The organism is Streptomyces sp. NPDC087440, from assembly GCF_044744005.1.
Lineage (GTDB): Bacteria > Actinomycetota > Actinomycetes > Streptomycetales > Streptomycetaceae > Streptomyces.
The window spans coordinates 125,298-141,502 of record NZ_JBIUXN010000007.1; the positions used below are offsets into that span (position 1 = coordinate 125,298).

Annotated in this window: 16 protein-coding genes; 1 reads left to right on the top strand and 15 read right to left on the bottom strand. The window is 71.4% G+C overall.

What is annotated here, in order from left to right:
- Positions 1-37: 37 nt before the first annotated feature.
- From ACIO3O_RS16845 to ACIO3O_RS16900, 12 genes are all read right to left on the bottom strand, one after another.
- A complete protein-coding gene (locus ACIO3O_RS16845; RefSeq protein WP_185034425.1) occupies positions 38-346 on the bottom strand; it encodes a DUF2469 domain-containing protein in 309 nt (102 codons plus the stop codon).
- A gap of 55 nt (positions 347-401) precedes the next feature.
- On the bottom strand, positions 402-950 hold the full coding sequence (locus ACIO3O_RS16850) for an NUDIX hydrolase (RefSeq protein ID WP_401746146.1): 549 nt from the start codon (positions 948-950) through the stop codon (positions 402-404).
- The gene (gene lepB / locus ACIO3O_RS16855) at positions 947-1,678 is read right to left on the bottom strand and encodes a signal peptidase I (protein ID WP_401746148.1); all 732 of its coding nucleotides are present in this window, start codon (positions 1,676-1,678) and stop codon (positions 947-949) included. Before lepB (ACIO3O_RS16855) ends, ACIO3O_RS16850 begins: the two co-directional genes overlap by 4 nt.
- Before the next feature lie 46 nt (positions 1,679-1,724).
- Positions 1,725-2,555 (bottom strand): signal peptidase I, encoded by an 831-nt coding sequence (lepB, locus tag ACIO3O_RS16860; RefSeq protein WP_401746151.1) that lies wholly within the window; start codon positions 2,553-2,555, stop codon positions 1,725-1,727.
- A complete protein-coding gene (lepB, locus tag ACIO3O_RS16865; RefSeq protein ID WP_401746153.1) occupies positions 2,548-3,657 on the bottom strand; it encodes a signal peptidase I in 1,110 nt (369 codons plus the stop codon). The genes lepB (ACIO3O_RS16860) and lepB (ACIO3O_RS16865) overlap by 8 nt, the downstream gene beginning before the upstream one ends.
- Entirely contained in the window at positions 3,650-4,426 is a 777-nt protein-coding gene (gene lepB, locus ACIO3O_RS16870; protein WP_401746156.1) for a signal peptidase I, read from the bottom strand. Before lepB (ACIO3O_RS16870) ends, lepB (ACIO3O_RS16865) begins: the two co-directional genes overlap by 8 nt.
- A gap of 45 nt (positions 4,427-4,471) precedes the next feature.
- On the bottom strand, positions 4,472-4,822 hold the full coding sequence (rplS, locus tag ACIO3O_RS16875; RefSeq protein WP_189825845.1) for a 50S ribosomal protein L19: 351 nt from the start codon (positions 4,820-4,822) through the stop codon (positions 4,472-4,474).
- A gap of 131 nt (positions 4,823-4,953) precedes the next feature.
- Positions 4,954-5,775 (bottom strand): tRNA (guanosine(37)-N1)-methyltransferase TrmD, encoded by an 822-nt coding sequence (gene trmD, locus ACIO3O_RS16880; RefSeq protein ID WP_401746160.1) that lies wholly within the window; start codon positions 5,773-5,775, stop codon positions 4,954-4,956.
- Positions 5,775-6,344, bottom strand: coding sequence for a ribosome maturation factor RimM (gene rimM, locus ACIO3O_RS16885; protein ID WP_401746163.1), 570 nt, complete (start codon positions 6,342-6,344; stop codon positions 5,775-5,777). Before rimM ends, trmD begins: the two co-directional genes overlap by 1 nt.
- 110 nt (positions 6,345-6,454) lie before the next feature.
- Complete coding sequence (locus tag ACIO3O_RS16890) at positions 6,455-6,694, bottom strand: RNA-binding protein (protein ID WP_033266910.1); 240 nt, start codon at positions 6,692-6,694, stop codon at positions 6,455-6,457.
- A gap of 2 nt (positions 6,695-6,696) precedes the next feature.
- Positions 6,697-7,134 (bottom strand): 30S ribosomal protein S16, encoded by a 438-nt coding sequence (gene rpsP, locus ACIO3O_RS16895; protein ID WP_189825842.1) that lies wholly within the window; start codon positions 7,132-7,134, stop codon positions 6,697-6,699.
- A 192-nt stretch (positions 7,135-7,326) separates the two neighbouring features.
- The gene (locus tag ACIO3O_RS16900) at positions 7,327-7,920 is read right to left on the bottom strand and encodes a hypothetical protein (protein WP_189825841.1); all 594 of its coding nucleotides are present in this window, start codon (positions 7,918-7,920) and stop codon (positions 7,327-7,329) included.
- A 541-nt stretch (positions 7,921-8,461) separates the two neighbouring features.
- Here ACIO3O_RS16900 and ACIO3O_RS16905 point away from each other — a divergent pair.
- A complete protein-coding gene (locus tag ACIO3O_RS16905; protein ID WP_401746168.1) occupies positions 8,462-9,310 on the top strand; it encodes an SAM-dependent methyltransferase in 849 nt (282 codons plus the stop codon).
- A gap of 212 nt (positions 9,311-9,522) precedes the next feature.
- On the opposite strand, the gene ftsH is transcribed toward ACIO3O_RS16905, so the two are convergent.
- The 3 genes from ftsH to ACIO3O_RS16920 form a co-directional block, all read right to left on the bottom strand.
- A complete protein-coding gene (gene ftsH / locus ACIO3O_RS16910) occupies positions 9,523-11,454 on the bottom strand; it encodes an ATP-dependent zinc metalloprotease FtsH (RefSeq protein WP_401746170.1) in 1,932 nt (643 codons plus the stop codon).
- A 131-nt stretch (positions 11,455-11,585) separates the two neighbouring features.
- Positions 11,586-13,142: a signal recognition particle protein gene (gene ffh / locus ACIO3O_RS16915; protein ID WP_401746172.1), complete on the bottom strand. Its 1,557-nt coding sequence runs from the start codon at positions 13,140-13,142 to the stop codon at positions 11,586-11,588.
- 605 nt (positions 13,143-13,747) lie between these two features.
- Complete coding sequence (locus tag ACIO3O_RS16920) at positions 13,748-16,183, bottom strand: [protein-PII] uridylyltransferase (protein WP_401746174.1); 2,436 nt, start codon at positions 16,181-16,183, stop codon at positions 13,748-13,750.
- Positions 16,184-16,205: the final 22 nt, after the last annotated feature.

The following is a 16,205-nucleotide window of genomic DNA, read 5'->3' on the forward strand; positions in this document are numbered from 1 at the left end:
GAAAACTCCGTCACCCGCCGGAGGGACCGCGGGGCACTCAGCCGCCCGGCAGCTCCAGGTCGCTCTTGTTGAGCTCCTCCACGTTCACGTCCTTGAACGTGAGCACCCGCACCTGCTTGACGAACCTGGCGGGCCGGTACATGTCCCAGACCCACGCGTCCGCCATGGATACTTCGAAAAACACCTCGCCCTGGACCGAGTGCACCTGCATCTCGTAGTCGTTGGTGAGGTAGAAGCGCCGTTCGGTCTCGATCACATATTTGAACAGACCGACGACATCGCGGTACTCCCGGTAGAGCTTCAGCTCCATCTCGGTCTCGTACTTCTCGAGGTCCTCGGCGCTCATGGCATGTTCCCCTTCAGCCGTGCGTCCCCCTATTGTGCGCCAGCCCCGTACGCCCCTATGCGATTTCCGGGGCCAGGACGATCGGCGTACTCGGAGGACCCTCGTCGAGCAGCGTGCGCAGCAGCTCGGCGAGCCTGGTCGGGTACACCGTCTCACGCGTCGCCGACAGCGCGGCGGAGGACCACCACCGCAGTCCCGCCGTACTGCGCCGTTCCAGCTCGGTGAGGCCGGTCATGTCGGTCTCGGTCTGCCGGGTACGCGCCAGGAAGAACCATTCCTCCTGGTCCCAGCGCCGCCCGTCGAACACGAACGAGCAGACCCGCTGCCACAGCACGGGCCCCAGCTCGACGTCCGTGATCCCCGTCTCCTCCGCGACCTCCCGCAGCGCCGCCTCGGCGGGCGTCTCGTCGCCCTCCAGGCCGCCGCCCGGGGTGAACCACCACTTTCGGTCCGGCTCCTCGGGTTCGTAGCCGTGCATCAGCAGCACCCGGTCCTCGGGGTCGAGCAGGATGACCCGCGCGACCTTCCGCAGCGGCCTGCCCAGCACGTTGTCCGTACCGCTCGCCCCTGCGGTCACATCCGCACCCACCGTCTCGGAACTCATGCCCGCACCTTCTTCCGTCGTCCGGCCAGACGGGCGAGCGGCCCGTACGCCGCCCCGCCCAGGATCAGCACCACGCCCACCACGACCGCCGTCACCAGCAGCTTGACCGGCCCCGGCGCGGACACCCCGCCCGGCAGCTCCCGATAGGCCTGCGGCCGGTCCAGTACGCCGCCGACCGGCCAGGCCACGGCGTCCACCCGGGCGTCCACCCGGGCCAGCGGCACCGTGCCGTGCGTGGAGTCCCCGAGGTGGCCGCGGGAGTCCACCGAGGTGCGCCGCTCGTCACCGAGGAGGAACAGCTCTCCCTCGGGCACCGTGGCGCTGAACGACGTCACGGCCGTCCCCTGCCGGGAGGCGGCCGGGAGATACGTTTCGTCGAGCGCCTTCCCGTTCAGCTGGAGCCGGTTCTGCTTGTCGCAGCAGACGACCTTGTCGCCGCCGACGCCGACCACCCGCTTCACCATCGGCATCGCGCCCCACACCTCGTCGGTGAAGACCACGACGTCCCCGCGCCGCACCTGGTCGCCGGATATCCGCTGCGCGAGCACCCGGTCGCCGGTGTTGATCGTCGGGGTCATCGAGTCCGTCGGCACGGTGTACGGCTTGTACACCAGCGCTCCCCACCCGAACCCACCGAGGAAGAGCACACAGCCGACGGCCACGGCCAGCCCCGACAGCACATTGCCGAGGCGGCCGCGGCCGTCTTCCTTGCGTCCTGCTTCGCCCATCCCAGCGCTCCCCCTGTTTCGGAGATCAACGATCTGGGACGGCACCCTACCGGTCGGTACGTGCCCCGGACAGCCTCTTCCGTCGCCACAGCACCAGCGGAAGGGCGCCCGCCAGACCCAGCGCACCCGGCGCCACCGACACCGCGGCGGCCGTCGCGCTCGCCAGCCCCGGCTGGTCGAAGGTGTCCGGCACCGGCAGCGTCGCCCAGCGGCTGATCGGCCAGGCCACGACCACGGCGCGGCCGACGACCTCGTCGTTGTCGACGAAGCCCTTCGTGGCCAGCTTGCGGTGGTAGCGGGAGTCGAGCGAGTTCGCGCGGTTGTCGCCCATCACCCAGATCTTGCCGTCCGGCACCTTGAGCGGGCCGAAGGGCATGTCGTCGCACGGAGCGCCCTTCGGCGCGATGTACGACTTGTCGTCGAGCGCCTTGCCGTTGACGTGCACCGAGCCGCCCACCTTGCACTCCACGGTGTCGCCGCCGACCGCGATGACCCGCTTGATCAGGTCCTTGTCCTCGGCGGACGGCATCAGCCCGATGAAGCTGAGCACCTTCTGCACGGCGTTGGGCTCGACCACCGCGGTGTCGTTGAGCCAGCCGCCCGGGTCGTGGAAGACGACGACCTCGCCGCGCTCCGGCTCCGCGCCGAACCACGGGGTCAGCTTGTCGACCAGGACCCGGTCGCCCTTCTGGAGGGTCTCCTGCATCGACTCCGAGGGAATCGAGAAGGCCTGCACCAGGAAGGTCTTGATCAGGAGCGCCAGGAGGAGGGCGATGCCGATGAGGAGCGGCAGTTCCTTCCAGAAGGAACGCGGCTTCTTCGCAGCCTCGTCCTCGCTGCTGCCGTCGTCGTCCTGGACGTTGTCCGTGTCACTCACCGTTCCACCGCTCTGCTGCTCCGCCGCCGGAGGGCCGGTCACGGGCGGGGACGCATCGGCACGCCGCTCGGGCTCGGGCTTCTCCTCGGGTCCGTCGTGTCCGGACCGGGCACCGACCGCCACATCCCCCACATCCACTCCTCACTCCGTGCCACCGCCCGCGCCCGAGAAGGCGCAGGCCCACCACTCCCATAACGAGCGGGAGTTCCCCTGGGCTCGGGAGTAGGACCTGACGATCCTGGGACGCCACCCTATGCGACGGTTGTCCCACCGCCCCCGCCCCGGCGCGCGGTTCGGGGACCCGGGCGAAGGTGTCGGGGACCTCCAGCTTCCGCCAGTGCCCGATCGGCCAGCCGATCACAAAGGCCCGGCCCAGAACATCCTCCTCGGAGACCGTTCCCTGGTACTTCTCGTTCAGATGGAAGCGGGAATCGGCCGAGTTCGACCGATGGTCTCCGAGGACAAAGACCCGGCCCTCGGGCACCTTCACCTCGAAGGGAGTCTTGGACGGCCGGTCGTTCGGAAACACATAGGGTTCACTGAGCGCCACGCCGTTGACGGTGACCTGACCATTGCGGTCACAGCACTTCACCGTGTCGCCGCCGACCGCGACCACCCTCTTGATGAGGTCCTGCTCGTCCGCGGACGGCAGCAGCCCTATCCAGGTCAGCCCCTCCTTGACCTGCTTGATGCCGACCGGGTCTTCCTTCGCCGGCTTCTTCTCCTGCTCCAGCCAGCCGCCCGGGTCCTTGAAGACGACGACCTCGCCGCGCTCGGGACGCGACCCGAACCACGGGGTCAGTTTGTCGACCAGCACCCGGTCGCCGATCCGGATCGTCTGCTCCATCGAGCCCGACGGGATCACGAAGGCCTGCACCAGGAACGTCTTCAGCACCAGCGCGATGAACAGCGCCACGACGATGAGGACGGGTATCTCCTTGACGGCGGACCTGCGCCGCCGTCGCTTCACCTTCTGCGCCAGCCTGCGCCGCTCCGCCCGGCCCGGCCGGTCCTCGGTCCCGGCCTCGGCGGGCAGCGTGGAACGGCTGCCGGTCGGCAGCGGGCCCTGCGGCCGCACCCGGTCCCGGCCGCGGCTACCCACGGGCCCCGGCCCCGTCCCGTACGCCATGACCGTCTCGTACGCCCCGCACTTCCCGTACGCCGTCGAAGGCGTCCGTACGCTGCGGAGCACCCCAGCGGCCCAGCGGCCAGGCGATCCAGTCCGCGCGGCCGATCACCCGTTCCACCGGCACCATGCCGCCGCCGGGGCTGCCCAGGTGGTCGCGGGAGTCGCTGGAGCGGGAGCGGTGGTCGCCCATCACCCACAGCTTCCCCTCGGGCACCACGATGTCGAAGGGCACCCGGGACGCGCTGTCGCCGGGATAGAGGTACGTCTCGTCCACGCTCCGCCCGTTCACCTGGAGCCTCCCCCGCCTGTCCACGACGACACGGTCGCCGCCCACCCCCACCACCCGCTTCACGAAGTCCGTCTCGTCCGGCTCCGCCAGACCGAGCGAGGCCGCGGCCCAGTGCAGGGCGCCCGTGACGGGATTGCCCGCGGGCTGCTCCCGTACGAACGAACCCTCCCCGTCGAAGACCACCACGTCCCCGCGCTGCGGCTCGGCCCCGAAACGGTACGCCAGCTTGTTCACCAGCACCCGGTCGCCCACCTCCAGGGTGGGCTGCATCGAGGTGCTGGGGATCAGGAAGGGCTGCATCACGAAGCCGCTGAGCAGCAGGAGGAAGACGAGGCAGGCGACGGCGTACGTCAGCGGGCGGGGAAAACGCGCGGAGCGCGACCGCTCCTCGTCCCCCGCGGGGGAGTCGGAAGAGCGGTCGCGCTCCGTGTGCTGTGCTGCTTCGGTGTCCATCGGAACCCGAGCCTATCGGGCGGGTTCCGGACCCCGGAGGCGCGATCAGTTGTCGCGCTTCTCCTTGATCTTGGCGGCCTTGCCGCGCAGCTCGCGCAGGTAGTACAGCTTCGCGCGACGCACGTCACCGCGGGTGACGACCTCGATCTTCTCGAAGATCGGGGAGTTCACCGGGAAGGTGCGCTCGACGCCGACGGAGAAGGAGACCTTGCGGACCGTGAAGGTCTCGCGGACGCCCGCACCCTGGCGGCGGATGACGACACCCTTGAACTGCTGCACACGGGAGCGGTTGCCTTCGATGACGCGCACGTGAACGTTCACGGTGTCACCGGGGCGGAAGGCAGGAACGTCGCTGCGCAGCGACGCGGCGTCGACGGAGTCGAGCAGGTGAGACATGTGAGTCTGCTTTCTTCGCTGATGCCACAGGTCATCAGCGGCATGTGTCGAGATGAAAGGGAGTGCTGTTCACGTCACTACGGGCGTCGTTCCCCCTGTGGCAGGGGCGCACGTGGACGGACAACAGCTGCTTATTCTTCCACGGCCTCGGGGTTACGCCCAAATCGCCCGTCGGGACCCGGCTTCCAGCCCAGGATCGAGAGCATCTCCCGGTCCTTCTTGTCGAAGGCGGCGGGGTCGGTGCGCTCGATCAGGTCCGGCCGGTTGGCGGTGGTGCGGCGGAAGGCCTCGTCGCGGCGCCAGCGGGCGATCTTGCCGTGGTGGCCGCTCATGAGGACGTCCGGGATGCCGCGCCCGCGCCACTCGGGGGGCTTGGTGTAGACGGGCCCCTCCAGGAGGTTGGCCATCGTGCCGGGGGCGAAGGAGTCGTCCTGGTGGGACTCGGCGTTGCCGAGGACGCCGGGGAGCAGGCGGGCCACGGCCTCGGTGATGACGAGGACGGCCGCCTCGCCGCCCGCGAGGACGTAGTCGCCGATGGACACCTCGTACACCGGCATCCGCGTCGCGTACTCGTCCATGACCCGGCGGTCGATGCCCTCGTAGCGGGCCGGGGCGAAGAGGAGCCACGGCTGCTCGGAGAGCTCGACGGCCAGCTCCTGGGTGAAGGGGCGGCCGCTGGGCGTGGGGACGACCATGACGGGGCCGTGCGCGCCCGCCTCGTACCCGTCGGCGAGCGCCTGGTCGACGCAGGCGCCCCACGGGTCGGGCTTCATGACCATGCCGGGGCCGCCGCCGTAGGGGGTGTCGTCGACCGTGTTGTGGCGGTCGTACGTCCACTGCCTCAGGTCGTGCGCGTGGACGTCCAGGACGCCTCGGGCGCGGGCCTTGCCGACCAGGGAGACGTTCAGCGGTTCCAGGTACTCGGGGAAGATCGAGACGACGTCGAGCCGCATCAGTTCGCGCCTTCTTCGGTCTCCGCCTCGGCGTCGCGCGTGGAGGCCACGACGGCCTCGCTGTCGTCGATCAGGCCCGGCGGCGGGTCGATGACGGCGCGCTGCTCCGCCAGGTCGATGTCGGTGACGATCTCCTCCACGAACGGGACCATCACCTCGCTGCCGTCCTCGCGCTCCACGATGAACAGGTCCTGCGAGGGCAGGTGCGTGATCTCGCTGATCCGGCCGATCAGGGTGCCGTCGGCCAGCACCACGTCGAGGTCGATCAGCTGGTGGTCGTAGAACTCCTCGGGGTCCTCGGGACGCTCCTCGGGGTCGACGTCCGAGATCAGCAGGGTGTTGCGCAGGGCCTCGGCACCGGTGCGGTCCTTGACGCCCTCGAAGCGCAGCAGCAGCCTGCCGCTGTGCACCCGGCCGGTCTCGACGGTCAGCGGGCCCACGCCTGCGGGGTCCGTGGTCAGTACGGCGCCGGGGCCGAGCCGCAGTTCCGGCTCGTCCGTGCGCACCTCGACGGTGACCTCGCCCTTGATCCCGTGGGCGCGGCCGATCCGCGCGACTACCAGCTGCACTCTCGTTCTCTCCTGTTCGTGCCTGTCGTACCTGTTCGGGAAATGACAACGGGCCGGGGCGGGCCTCAGCCCTCCCCGGCCCCTGCCGGTCATGCTCTACTGCCTGATGCTCAGTGGACCTGGTCCACGTCGACGAGGTCGACGCGAATGCCACGGCCACCGATGGCCCCCACGACGGTACGCAGGGCGCGGGCGGTACGGCCGTTGCGGCCGATCACCTTGCCGAGGTCGTCGGGGTGCACCCGGACCTCAAGGACGCGTCCGCGACGCAGGGTGCGCGAGGCGACCTGCACGTCGTCGGGGTTGTCCACGATGCCCTTCACGAGGTGCTCAAGAGCCTCCTCGAGCATGATCAGGCCTCGGTCGACTCAGCGGCGTCGGCCGGAGCCTCGTCCGCCTTCTTGTCGGCCTTCTTCGCCTTGGGGGTGATGGCCTCGCCCTTGGCGTCGCCACCCTCCAGCGCCTTCGCGAAGGCGTCGAAGGAAGCGCGCTTGTCTTCCTTGGTCGCCGGCTGCAGCAGCGGCGCGGGGGCCGGGAGGCCCTTGTGCGCCTGCCAGTCACCGGTGAGCTTCAGAATGGCGAGAACGGCCTCGGTCGGCTGGGCGCCGACAGACAGCCAGTACTGGGCACGCTCGGCGTTGACCTCGATGCGCGACGGGTTCTGCACCGGGTGGTACAGACCGATCTCCTCGATGGCACGGCCGTCACGGCGGGTGCGCGCGTCGGCGACGACGATGCGGTAGTGAGGCGAACGGATCTTACCGAGGCGCTTCAGCTTGATCTTGAGCACTGGAGTGTTCTCTCCTGGAATTGACGTGGTTGGGCACAACGGGATGCCACGTGGGGTTGCGGTACTCGTAAGTGCCCGATGGACGCGTCAGCCGGAGGAGAGAGGGGTCCTGTGCGGCTGTCGAGTACAGCTACCCATTGTGCCACAGCTGCGGCACACGCCGGTCCCCGGCCCTGGTCGTGCTCCGAAGCCTCAGCTCGCGGCACCCACCACGTCCGGAATGCGGAACGGCTTGCCGCAGCCGCCGCACACGATCGGGGCCTGGGCCAGCACCGACGGCACCACGCGGACGTTGCGCCCGCAGTCGCAGACGGCCTTGACCCGCACCCCTCCCCCGGAGGACCCGTGCCGGGCGGCCGGACCGCGGAAGGACCGCTTGGTGTCCGCCGCCGTCGCGACCGTGTGCGCCTTCAGCGCGCGCGACAGCCGCTCGATCGTGGGCCGGTAGCGGCGCTTGGCCTCGGGGTTGAGCGCGACCAGGGAGAAACCGCTGCTGGGATGCGGCTCCTCCTGGTGGTCCAGGCCCAACTCCTCGGCGATCGCCAGGAATCGGCGGTTGTGGTAGCGACCGGCGCGCGAGGTGTCACGGATGCCGCGGGCCGCGGCGATGCCGTGGACTGCCTCGTGCAGCAGTCGTTCGAAGGAGAGGGCCGCGCCGCAGGCGGACGAGGACTCTCCGATCAGGGACTCGGGCGCGGCAAGATCGGGCAGCTCGGGGTGGTACCGCTGAATGTCGGCCCACGCCTGCGCCAGTTCTGCGGCGAGGACTGGTGGTGTCGTGCTCACGACGTGACAACGACCGGGAGTGCCCCCGTGTTCCTATTCCGGGGCATCCCAAATAATTTGCACGTACCAGTCAGTTCCCGCTGATGCTTCCCGACGAGGGCGGGTGCGCCGATCTGCGGAGGACCCGCGCAGCGTGCGCCAAGGCGGTACGTATCCCCGGCTACGCCCGTGCGGGTAGCTCCGCCGCCGGTGGGGAGGCGTCCGTCGGCCCGTGTGCCCCGTGTGGCGACGCCGGCCGCAGGACCGCCGCGACGGTGTCGCGCTGTCACCGGTGCCGGAGTGCCGCTGCCACCGTGGGGACGCTCGCACCGGCACCGGTGCTCGGACAGACGCCGTACGGTCGTCCGCGCTTCCGGAACCCCGGCCGCGGCGGGCCGCCCCGGGTGGTTCCGGACACGGCGCAAGCATTGCCCGATGCCCCCTGGACTTGGGGACGGATGCGGAGTTCCCTGACATACGGGGGGAGTGCCGTAGCGCACGCACACGGGGGTTGCCATAGACGGGGAACGACCGACCTCACGGCGGATTGGGGCGCTTTGTGATGACACCCACGCTCGTCCGGCACCACCCGAGCGCGGCCTCGGCCCGTACCCGCGGGCGGGCGCACGCCCGCGCGCGTGACTGGGCCGAGATCCAGGAACGGATGCTGGTTCCGCTCTACGAAGCGGTGTACGAGCGGCTGGAGGTGGGCGCTGCCACCCGGCTGCTCGGCCTCGACTGCGGCGCGGGCCTGGCCCTGCTCGTCGCGGCCGCCCGGGGCGCGCACGTCACCGGCGTCGACGCCGACCCGGAGTTCGTCGCGCACGCGCGCGGGCGGCTGGCCGACGACGGCGCCCCTGGGGACGAACCGGGCTCGGTGGTGTGCGGCGGACCTGCCGACGCGGCCGACGGGGCACCGTACAACCTGCTCACCGCCTTCGCGCCGATCGGCTGCGCGGCCGGTGACGCCGACGGGCTCACACCGGCCCTGGAGGCGGCCGTGCCGCTCGTCGGCAGGGGCTCGCCCGTCGTGCTGACCGGCTGGGGTCCGCCGGAGCGGTGTGCCACGTCGGCGGTGCTGCGGGTGGCGACCCGGCTGACGGACTCGCCCAGGGCGTCCGGGCCCGGCGGCTGGCGTCCGGCGCTGCGTGACGACCTGGAGGACGTGGCGTCGCGGTCCGGCCTCAAGCCGGACGGCTCGGGGCGGGTGGCCTGCCCGTTCGGGTACGGCGACATGGACAGCGCGGTGCGGGGCCTGCTGTCGACGGGCCTCTTCGACGCGGCGGTCCGGGCGACCGATCCGGCGCAGGTGGAGAAGGAACTGGTGGAGGCACTGCATCCGCATCTGCGCCCGGACGGGACGGTCTGGATGCCGAACGTGTTCCGGTACCTGATCGCCCGCAAGCCGTGACAGGGGTACGGGTCCCACTCCCCCGTACGCCTCCCTGCGCGGAAGGGAATTGACGCTTCCACGCACCCCGGGGCCCTGCGCCCGGAGCGGAATGAACGCCTCCGCCTACCGCAGGGCTGTGTGCCCGGAGCGGAATGGACGCGTCCGTCCACCGCAGGGCTGTGTGCCCGGAGCGGAGTTGACGGCTCCGGGCACCCCTCGGGCGACGAGGCTCAGGCGTCCGGCTTCGAGAGGCGGGTGATGCCCGCCGCGCGGTACGCGGCCGCCTCCTCCAGGGTCTCGTTCTCCAGCAGCGCCTGCGACAGGGCGTCCAGCTTCGGGCGGTTCGCCTCCAGCAGACGGATCGCCTCCGCGTAGCACTCGTCGACGATCCGGCGCATCTCGCTGTCGACCGCGTCCAGCGTCGCGGGGGCGGCAGACAGTCCGTACGCCTGCTGCGCATCGGACGGGATGGCGGTGAGACGACCGACCCTCTCGCTCATCCCCCAGCGGCCCACCATGCCCCTGGCCAGGTTGGTGACCTGCTCCAAGTCGTTCTCGGCACCCGTCGTAATCACGTCGAAGACGACCTGCTCGGCGGCCATTCCGCCGAGGGCTCCGATGATTCTGCCGCGCAAATATTCCTCGGTGTAGGCGTACTTGTCGGCGTCCGGCGTGGAGAGCGTGACGCCCAGCGCCCGGCCGCGCGGCACGATGGTGATCTTGCGTACGGGGTCGGCTCCCGGCTGGAGCATGCCGAGCAGCGCGTGCCCGCTCTCGTGGTACGCGGTCCTGCGGCGCTCCTCCTCCGGCATGACGAGCGGACGCTCCGCCCCGAGCTGGACCTTCTCCAGCGCGTCCGAGAGGTCCGACTGCGTGACGGCGTCCTGCTTGCGCTTGACCGCGAGGAGGGCCGCCTCGTTGGCGAGGTTGGCCAGGTCCGCGCCGGTCATGCCCGGGGTCGTACGGGCGACCTGGGCGAGGTCGACGCCGGGGGCGAGCGGGATCGACCGGGTGTGGATCTTCAGGATGGCCTCGCGGCCGCCCCGGTCGGGCGGGCTGACGGTGACGACGCGGTCGAAGCGGCCGGGGCGGGTGAGGGCGGGGTCCAGGACGTCGACGCGGTTGGTGGCCGCGATGACGACGACGCCCTCGGAGCCGGAGAAGCCGTCCATCTCGGTGAGGATCTGGTTGAGCGTCTGCTCCCGCTCGTCGTGCCCGCCCATGCCCGCGCCGCCGCCCCGGGCCCGGCCGATGGTGTCGATCTCGTCGATGAAGATGATCGCGGGGGCGACCTTGCGGGCCTCCGCGAAGAGCTCGCGCACCCGGCCCGCACCCACGCCGACGATCATCTCGATGAACTCGGACGCGGAGGCGGAGAAGAAGGGCACGCCCGCCTCACCGGCGACGGCCCGCGCGAGCAGCGTCTTTCCCGTACCCGGAGGGCCCGCGAGGAGCACGCCGCCGGGCATCCGGGCACCCAGCCTGCGGTACGCCTCCGGATTCTTGAGGAAGTCGACGACCTCCTCCAGCTCGCCCTCGACCTCGTCGATGCCCGCGACGTCCTCGAAGGTGGTGCGCTTGTCGTGGGCCACCTCGACGGGCTTGGGCGGCGCCTTCCGCCCGAGGCCGCCCATCCCGCCTCCGCCGAGCCCGCTGCTCATCCGCCGGGCGATGAACACCCACAGGGCGACCAGCAGCAGCATCGGGGCGAGCGAGATCAGCAGATTGGCCAGGAAGGAACGTTCCTCCACGACCGGCTTCGCGGTGACGGTCACGCCGTCCTTGGTCAGCTCGTCCCACAGCTTGTCGTCGGCGAAGGCCGGGCGCTGGGTGAGGAACTTGGTGTACTTCTGGTCCTTCTCCCCGTCCGGAAAGGGCTGTTCCTTCTTCAGCTCGCCCTGGATCGCGTCGCCCTTGGAGTAGATCTTGGCGACGTTGTTCGAGGTCACCTGCTTGCTGAACTCGGTGTACGCGACCGTCGGCTCGTCGCCCTCGTTGAAGAAGCCGAGCACGATGTTGGTGAGCAGATAGACGATCAGCGCCGTCATCGCGAGCCTGCCCCAGCCGCCGGGCATCTTCTTCTTCTCGGGCGGCGGTGGCGGCGCACCCTCGGATCGCCACGGCTGGTCAGGGGTCTGGCGCGGCGGCACGGGGTTGCTCATATGGGGACGTTACGATACATACTCCGGGCGGGCATTCCCGGGGTCGCCGTCCCGGGGGTACCGCACAAAAACGCCGTGGGCGCCCTCGAAGGAGGGCGCCCACGGCGTCGTACGACAACATCCTGCGGCTGCTAGCCCATGAACTTCTTGAACTCGTCCGGGAGCTCGAAGTCCTTGCCGTCCTGACCTGCGGGCAGGCCGAACGCGCCGCCGCCCTGCGCGGCCTGCTCACGGCGCTCGGCGGCCGCCTGCTCCTCGGCCTTGCGCTTCATCGGGTTGCCGGACTTGCGCTTGCCCTTGGCCTGCTTGATCTGCTTCTTCTGCTTGCCGGGGCCGCCGCCCATCCCGGGGATGCCCGGCATGCCGGGCATGCCGCCGCCCTGGGCCATCTTCGACATCATCTTGCGGGCGTCGAAGAAGCGCTCCACCAGGTTCTTCACGGCGCTGACCTCGACGCCGGAGCCCTTGGCGATACGGGCCCGGCGGGAGCCGTTGATGATGGTCGGCTCGGCGCGCTCCTTGGGCGTCATCGACTTGATGATGGCCGCGGTGCGGTCGACGTCCTTCTCGTCCAGGTTGGCGATCTGGTCCTTGATCTGCCCCATGCCCGGCAGCATGCCGAGCAGCTTGGAGATCGAGCCCATCTTGCGGACCTGCTCCATCTGGGCCAGGAAGTCGTCAAGGGTGAAGTCCTTGCCGCCCTTGGAAGACTGCAGCTTGGAGGCCATTTTGGCGGCCTCTTCCTGGCTGAACGTCTTCTCCGCCTGCTCGATCAGGGTGAGCAGGTCACCCATGTCGAGGATGCGCGAGGCCATGCGGTCCGGGTGGAACGCGTCGAACTCGTCCAGCTTCTCGCCGTTGGAGGCGAACATGATCTGGCGGCCGGTGACGTGCGCGATCGAGAGCGCCGCACCACCACGGGCGTCACCGTCGAGCTTGGAGAGCACGACGCCGTCGAAGCCGACGCCGTCGCGGAAGGCCTCGGCGGTGTTGACCGCGTCCTGACCGATCATCGCGTCGACGACGAAGAGGATCTCGTCCGGGCTGACGGCGTCGCGGATGTCCGCGGCCTGCTGCATCAGCTCCTGGTCGATGCCGAGGCGGCCGGCGGTGTCGACGACGACCACGTCGTACTGCTTGGTCTTCGCGTACTCGATGGAGTCCTTGGCGACCGTGACCGGGTCGCCGACGCCGTTGCCCGGCTGCGGCGCGTAGACGGCAACACCGGCGCGGTCGGCGACGACGCTGAGCTGGTTGACGGCGTTGGGACGCTGGAGGTCGCAGGCGACGAGGAGGGGGGAGTGCCCCTGCCCCTTCAGCCACAGACCGAGCTTTCCGGCGAGGGTCGTCTTACCGGCACCCTGGAGACCCGCGAGCATGATCACGGTCGGGCCGGACTTGGCGAACCGCAGACGGCGGGTCTCGCCGCCGAGGATGCCGACCAGCTCTTCGTTGACGATCTTGATGATCTGCTGGGCGGGATTCAGCGCCTTGGAGACCTCGGAGCCGGAGGCGCGCTCCTTGACCTGCTTGATGAAGGCGCGGACGACGGGCAGCGCCACGTCCGCTTCCAGCAGGGCGATGCGGATCTCGCGGGCGGTGGCGTCGATGTCCGCCTCGGAGAGCCTGCCTTTTCCGCGGAGGTTTTTGAAAGTCGCGCTGAGGCGGTCGGAGAGGGTATCGAACACGGCGCTCGTTGGTCCTCGGGTGTCGGGGGCGGGTGAGTTTGGCACCCAGCGTATCGGGCGTGGGGACGGGGGAACCCTGCCAGGTCGGATTCCGCCGGTACGGGGCGGGCCGGGCGGGGCTGCGCCCTTCCGTGCCTGCCGTCCATCCGTGCCCCTTCAGGGGCGCGGGGAACTGCGCGCCCAGCCACCCACTCACCCGCACGGGAACCCTTATGCAGCCGCGCGGCGAGCGCTTTAGGGAAAGGGGCGGGTCCGGGGCCTCTCCTGCCCGAGCCGGGCGGGGCTGTGCGTCCGGTACGTGGGCGGGCCGGGGCCCTCTTGGACGCGCACCCGGCGCAGGTGCTGGGCCAGGGGCGGTACCCGGGTGGGCCGGGAGCGGGAGGGGCCGCCCCCTTGCCCGCCCGTCCCGCCCCCGGGGGGCGGCCCCGCCGCCCAAGGGGACGGCGGCGAAGAGGGGCGGAGCCGCCGCCCAAGGGGGCTACGGGGAAGGGGGGAGGGCGGCCCCGGCGCTCAAGGGGGCGGTGGCGGAGGAGGGGCGGAGCCCGAAGGGACAGGGCCGAGGGGGACCGCGGCATCCAACCGCGGCATCCAAAGGGGCAAGGGCCCTAGCCCCCCAGTGCCTCCCCCACCCCCCGCGCGACCTGCGCCGCCTCTCCCGCCCCCAGCGGCTCCCCGTCAACCCCCGTCACGTAGAAGGCATCGACCGCACTCGCCCCCAACGTCGACACATGCGCACTCCGCACCCGCACCCCGGCCCCCTCCAGCGCCCGCCCGATCCGGTGCAGGAGCCCCGGTGCGTCCTGGGCCCGTACTTCCAGCACCGTCGCGTGCCGGGACGCCGAGGCCGCCACCGTCACCCTCGGCGGCGGAGGCTGCACCGACCTGCGCCGCACGCCCGCCGCGTACGCCTTCTCCCGCTCGGCGAGGCGCGACGGCAGGTCCAGTGAGCCGTCCAGCGCCCGCACCAGGTCCGCCCGCAGCCGTGCGGCCTCCGGCAGGCCGCCGTACGCCGCCGCCACCCGCCACGCCAGCAGCAGCACCGGCTCGGCCCCCTCCACCGGCACGTCCGCCAGCCGGAGTTCCGCCGTGCGCACCGTCAGCCGGTGCATCGCCAGCACCCCCGCCACCGCCGGAAGCACCCCGGGCTGGTCCGGCACGGCGATCGACAGTTCGACCCCGAGCGCCGCGTCGCCCTCCTCCCGTGCCCGCAGCGCCAGCACGGGGCCGCCCGTGCGGTGCGCCTCGACCGCGAGCCGCTCCTGTTCCGCGTTCAGCACGGCGGGTTCCGCCTCCGCCAGGGGCTCCCCCGCCAGCACGGCCCCCACCCGCTTCACCAGGTCCGCCACCAGCGACGCCCGCCACGCGGACCACGCCGCCGGACCGGTCGCCAGCGCGTCCGCCTCCGTCAGGGCGTGCAGCAGCTCCAGGGTGGTGGCCGACCCGACCGCCTCGGCCACCCCGCGCACCGTCGCCGGGTCGTCCAGGTCGCGCCGGGTCGCCGTCTCGACGAGCAGCAGGTGGTGACGTACGAGAGTGGCGACGACGCCCACGTCCACCGCGTCGAAACCGATCCGCGCCGCCATGTCGCGGGCGATGGTCTCCCCCGCCACCGAGTGGTCGCCGGGCCAGCCCTTGCCGATGTCGTGCAGCAGCGCCGCCACGAGCAACAGGTCGGGACGGCTCACCCGCCGCGTCATCCCGGCCGCGCGCACCGCCGTCTCCACCAGGTGCCGGTCCACGGTCCAGGTGTGCACGGGGTTGCGCTGCGGACGGCACCGCACCCGCTCCCAGTCCGGGAGGAGCCGCGTGATCAGCCCCTCCGCCTCCAGCGCCTCCCACACCGGAACCGCCGCCTCCGCCGCGCCGAGCAGCGTGACCAGCTCCTCCCGGGCCTCCGCGGGCCACGGCACCGGCAACGGCGGAGCGACCTTCGCCAGCTGTCGTACGACATGGAGATTGACCGGTACCCCCGCCTGCGCGGCAGCGGCGGCCGTCCGCAGCACGAGCACCGCGTCCTTGCCCGGCCGGGCGGTGCGCGCGAGCACCGCCTCGCCGTCCTGCTCGACCACCCCGTCGGCGAGCGGCGTGCGCTCCGGCGCCGGACGCCCGCCGAGCAGTGCCTTCAGCCGCGGGCGTACGGAACGGGACGTGAGCACGCGCTCGACCTCCCGCCAGGTCACGTCGCTGGCGTACGACAGGGTGCGCGCGGCCTCGTACACCTGCCGCAGCAGTACGTCCGCGTCCAGCAGCCCGAGGGCCTCGGCGACCTGGTCCTGCTCCTGGAGAGCGAGGCGGTCGGTGGCGCGCCCGGTGGCGAGGTGGAGTGCGTCGCGTACGTCGAGGAGGGTGCGGCGGGCGGCGGCCAGGCCTTCCCGGGGGGCGTCGGCCACCCAGGAGGCGGCGACGGCGCGCAGGGCGGTGGCGTCACGGAGGCCGCCGTGCGCCTCCTTGAGGTCGGGTTCCAGGAGGTACTGCAACTCCCCGGCCCGCTCGGCCCGTTCGAGCCCCAGCTCGCGCAGTTCGGGGAGGCGTTTGGGGGCCTGGTTGCGCCAGTCGGCGAGGACGGCGGTGCGCAGGCCGGCGGTGAGGCCGAGGTCGCCCGCGACGTGCCGGGCGTCGAGCAGGCCGAGGTGGACCTTGAGGTCGTCGCCCGCGACCTTGCGCGCCTCGCCGGTGGTGCGCACCGAGTGGTCGAGGGCGATGCCGAGGTCCCAGACCGGGTACCAGATCCGGTCGGCGAGGGCGGCGATCGCCCCGCTGTCGCGGCCGTCGTGCAGGAGCAGCAGGTCGAGGTCGCTGCGGGGGGACAGTTCGCCGCGCCCGTATCCGCCGACGGCGACGAGGGCCGCGCCGCGCACCCCGGACTCGCGGGCGGCGGTCTCGAAGAGGGCGGCAACCCACTCGTCGGTGATCCGGGAGAGCCCGGAACGGCGCGGCGGCCCGGACTGCGCCTCCGTGTCGAGGAGTCGCAGCCGGGCCGCCGCGTAGCCGCTGGGTCCCGGGGAGTCGTTCCGGTCGTCGTTCTCTTCCACACTCGCCACCAGGGGTTCGTCGTCAGGAATT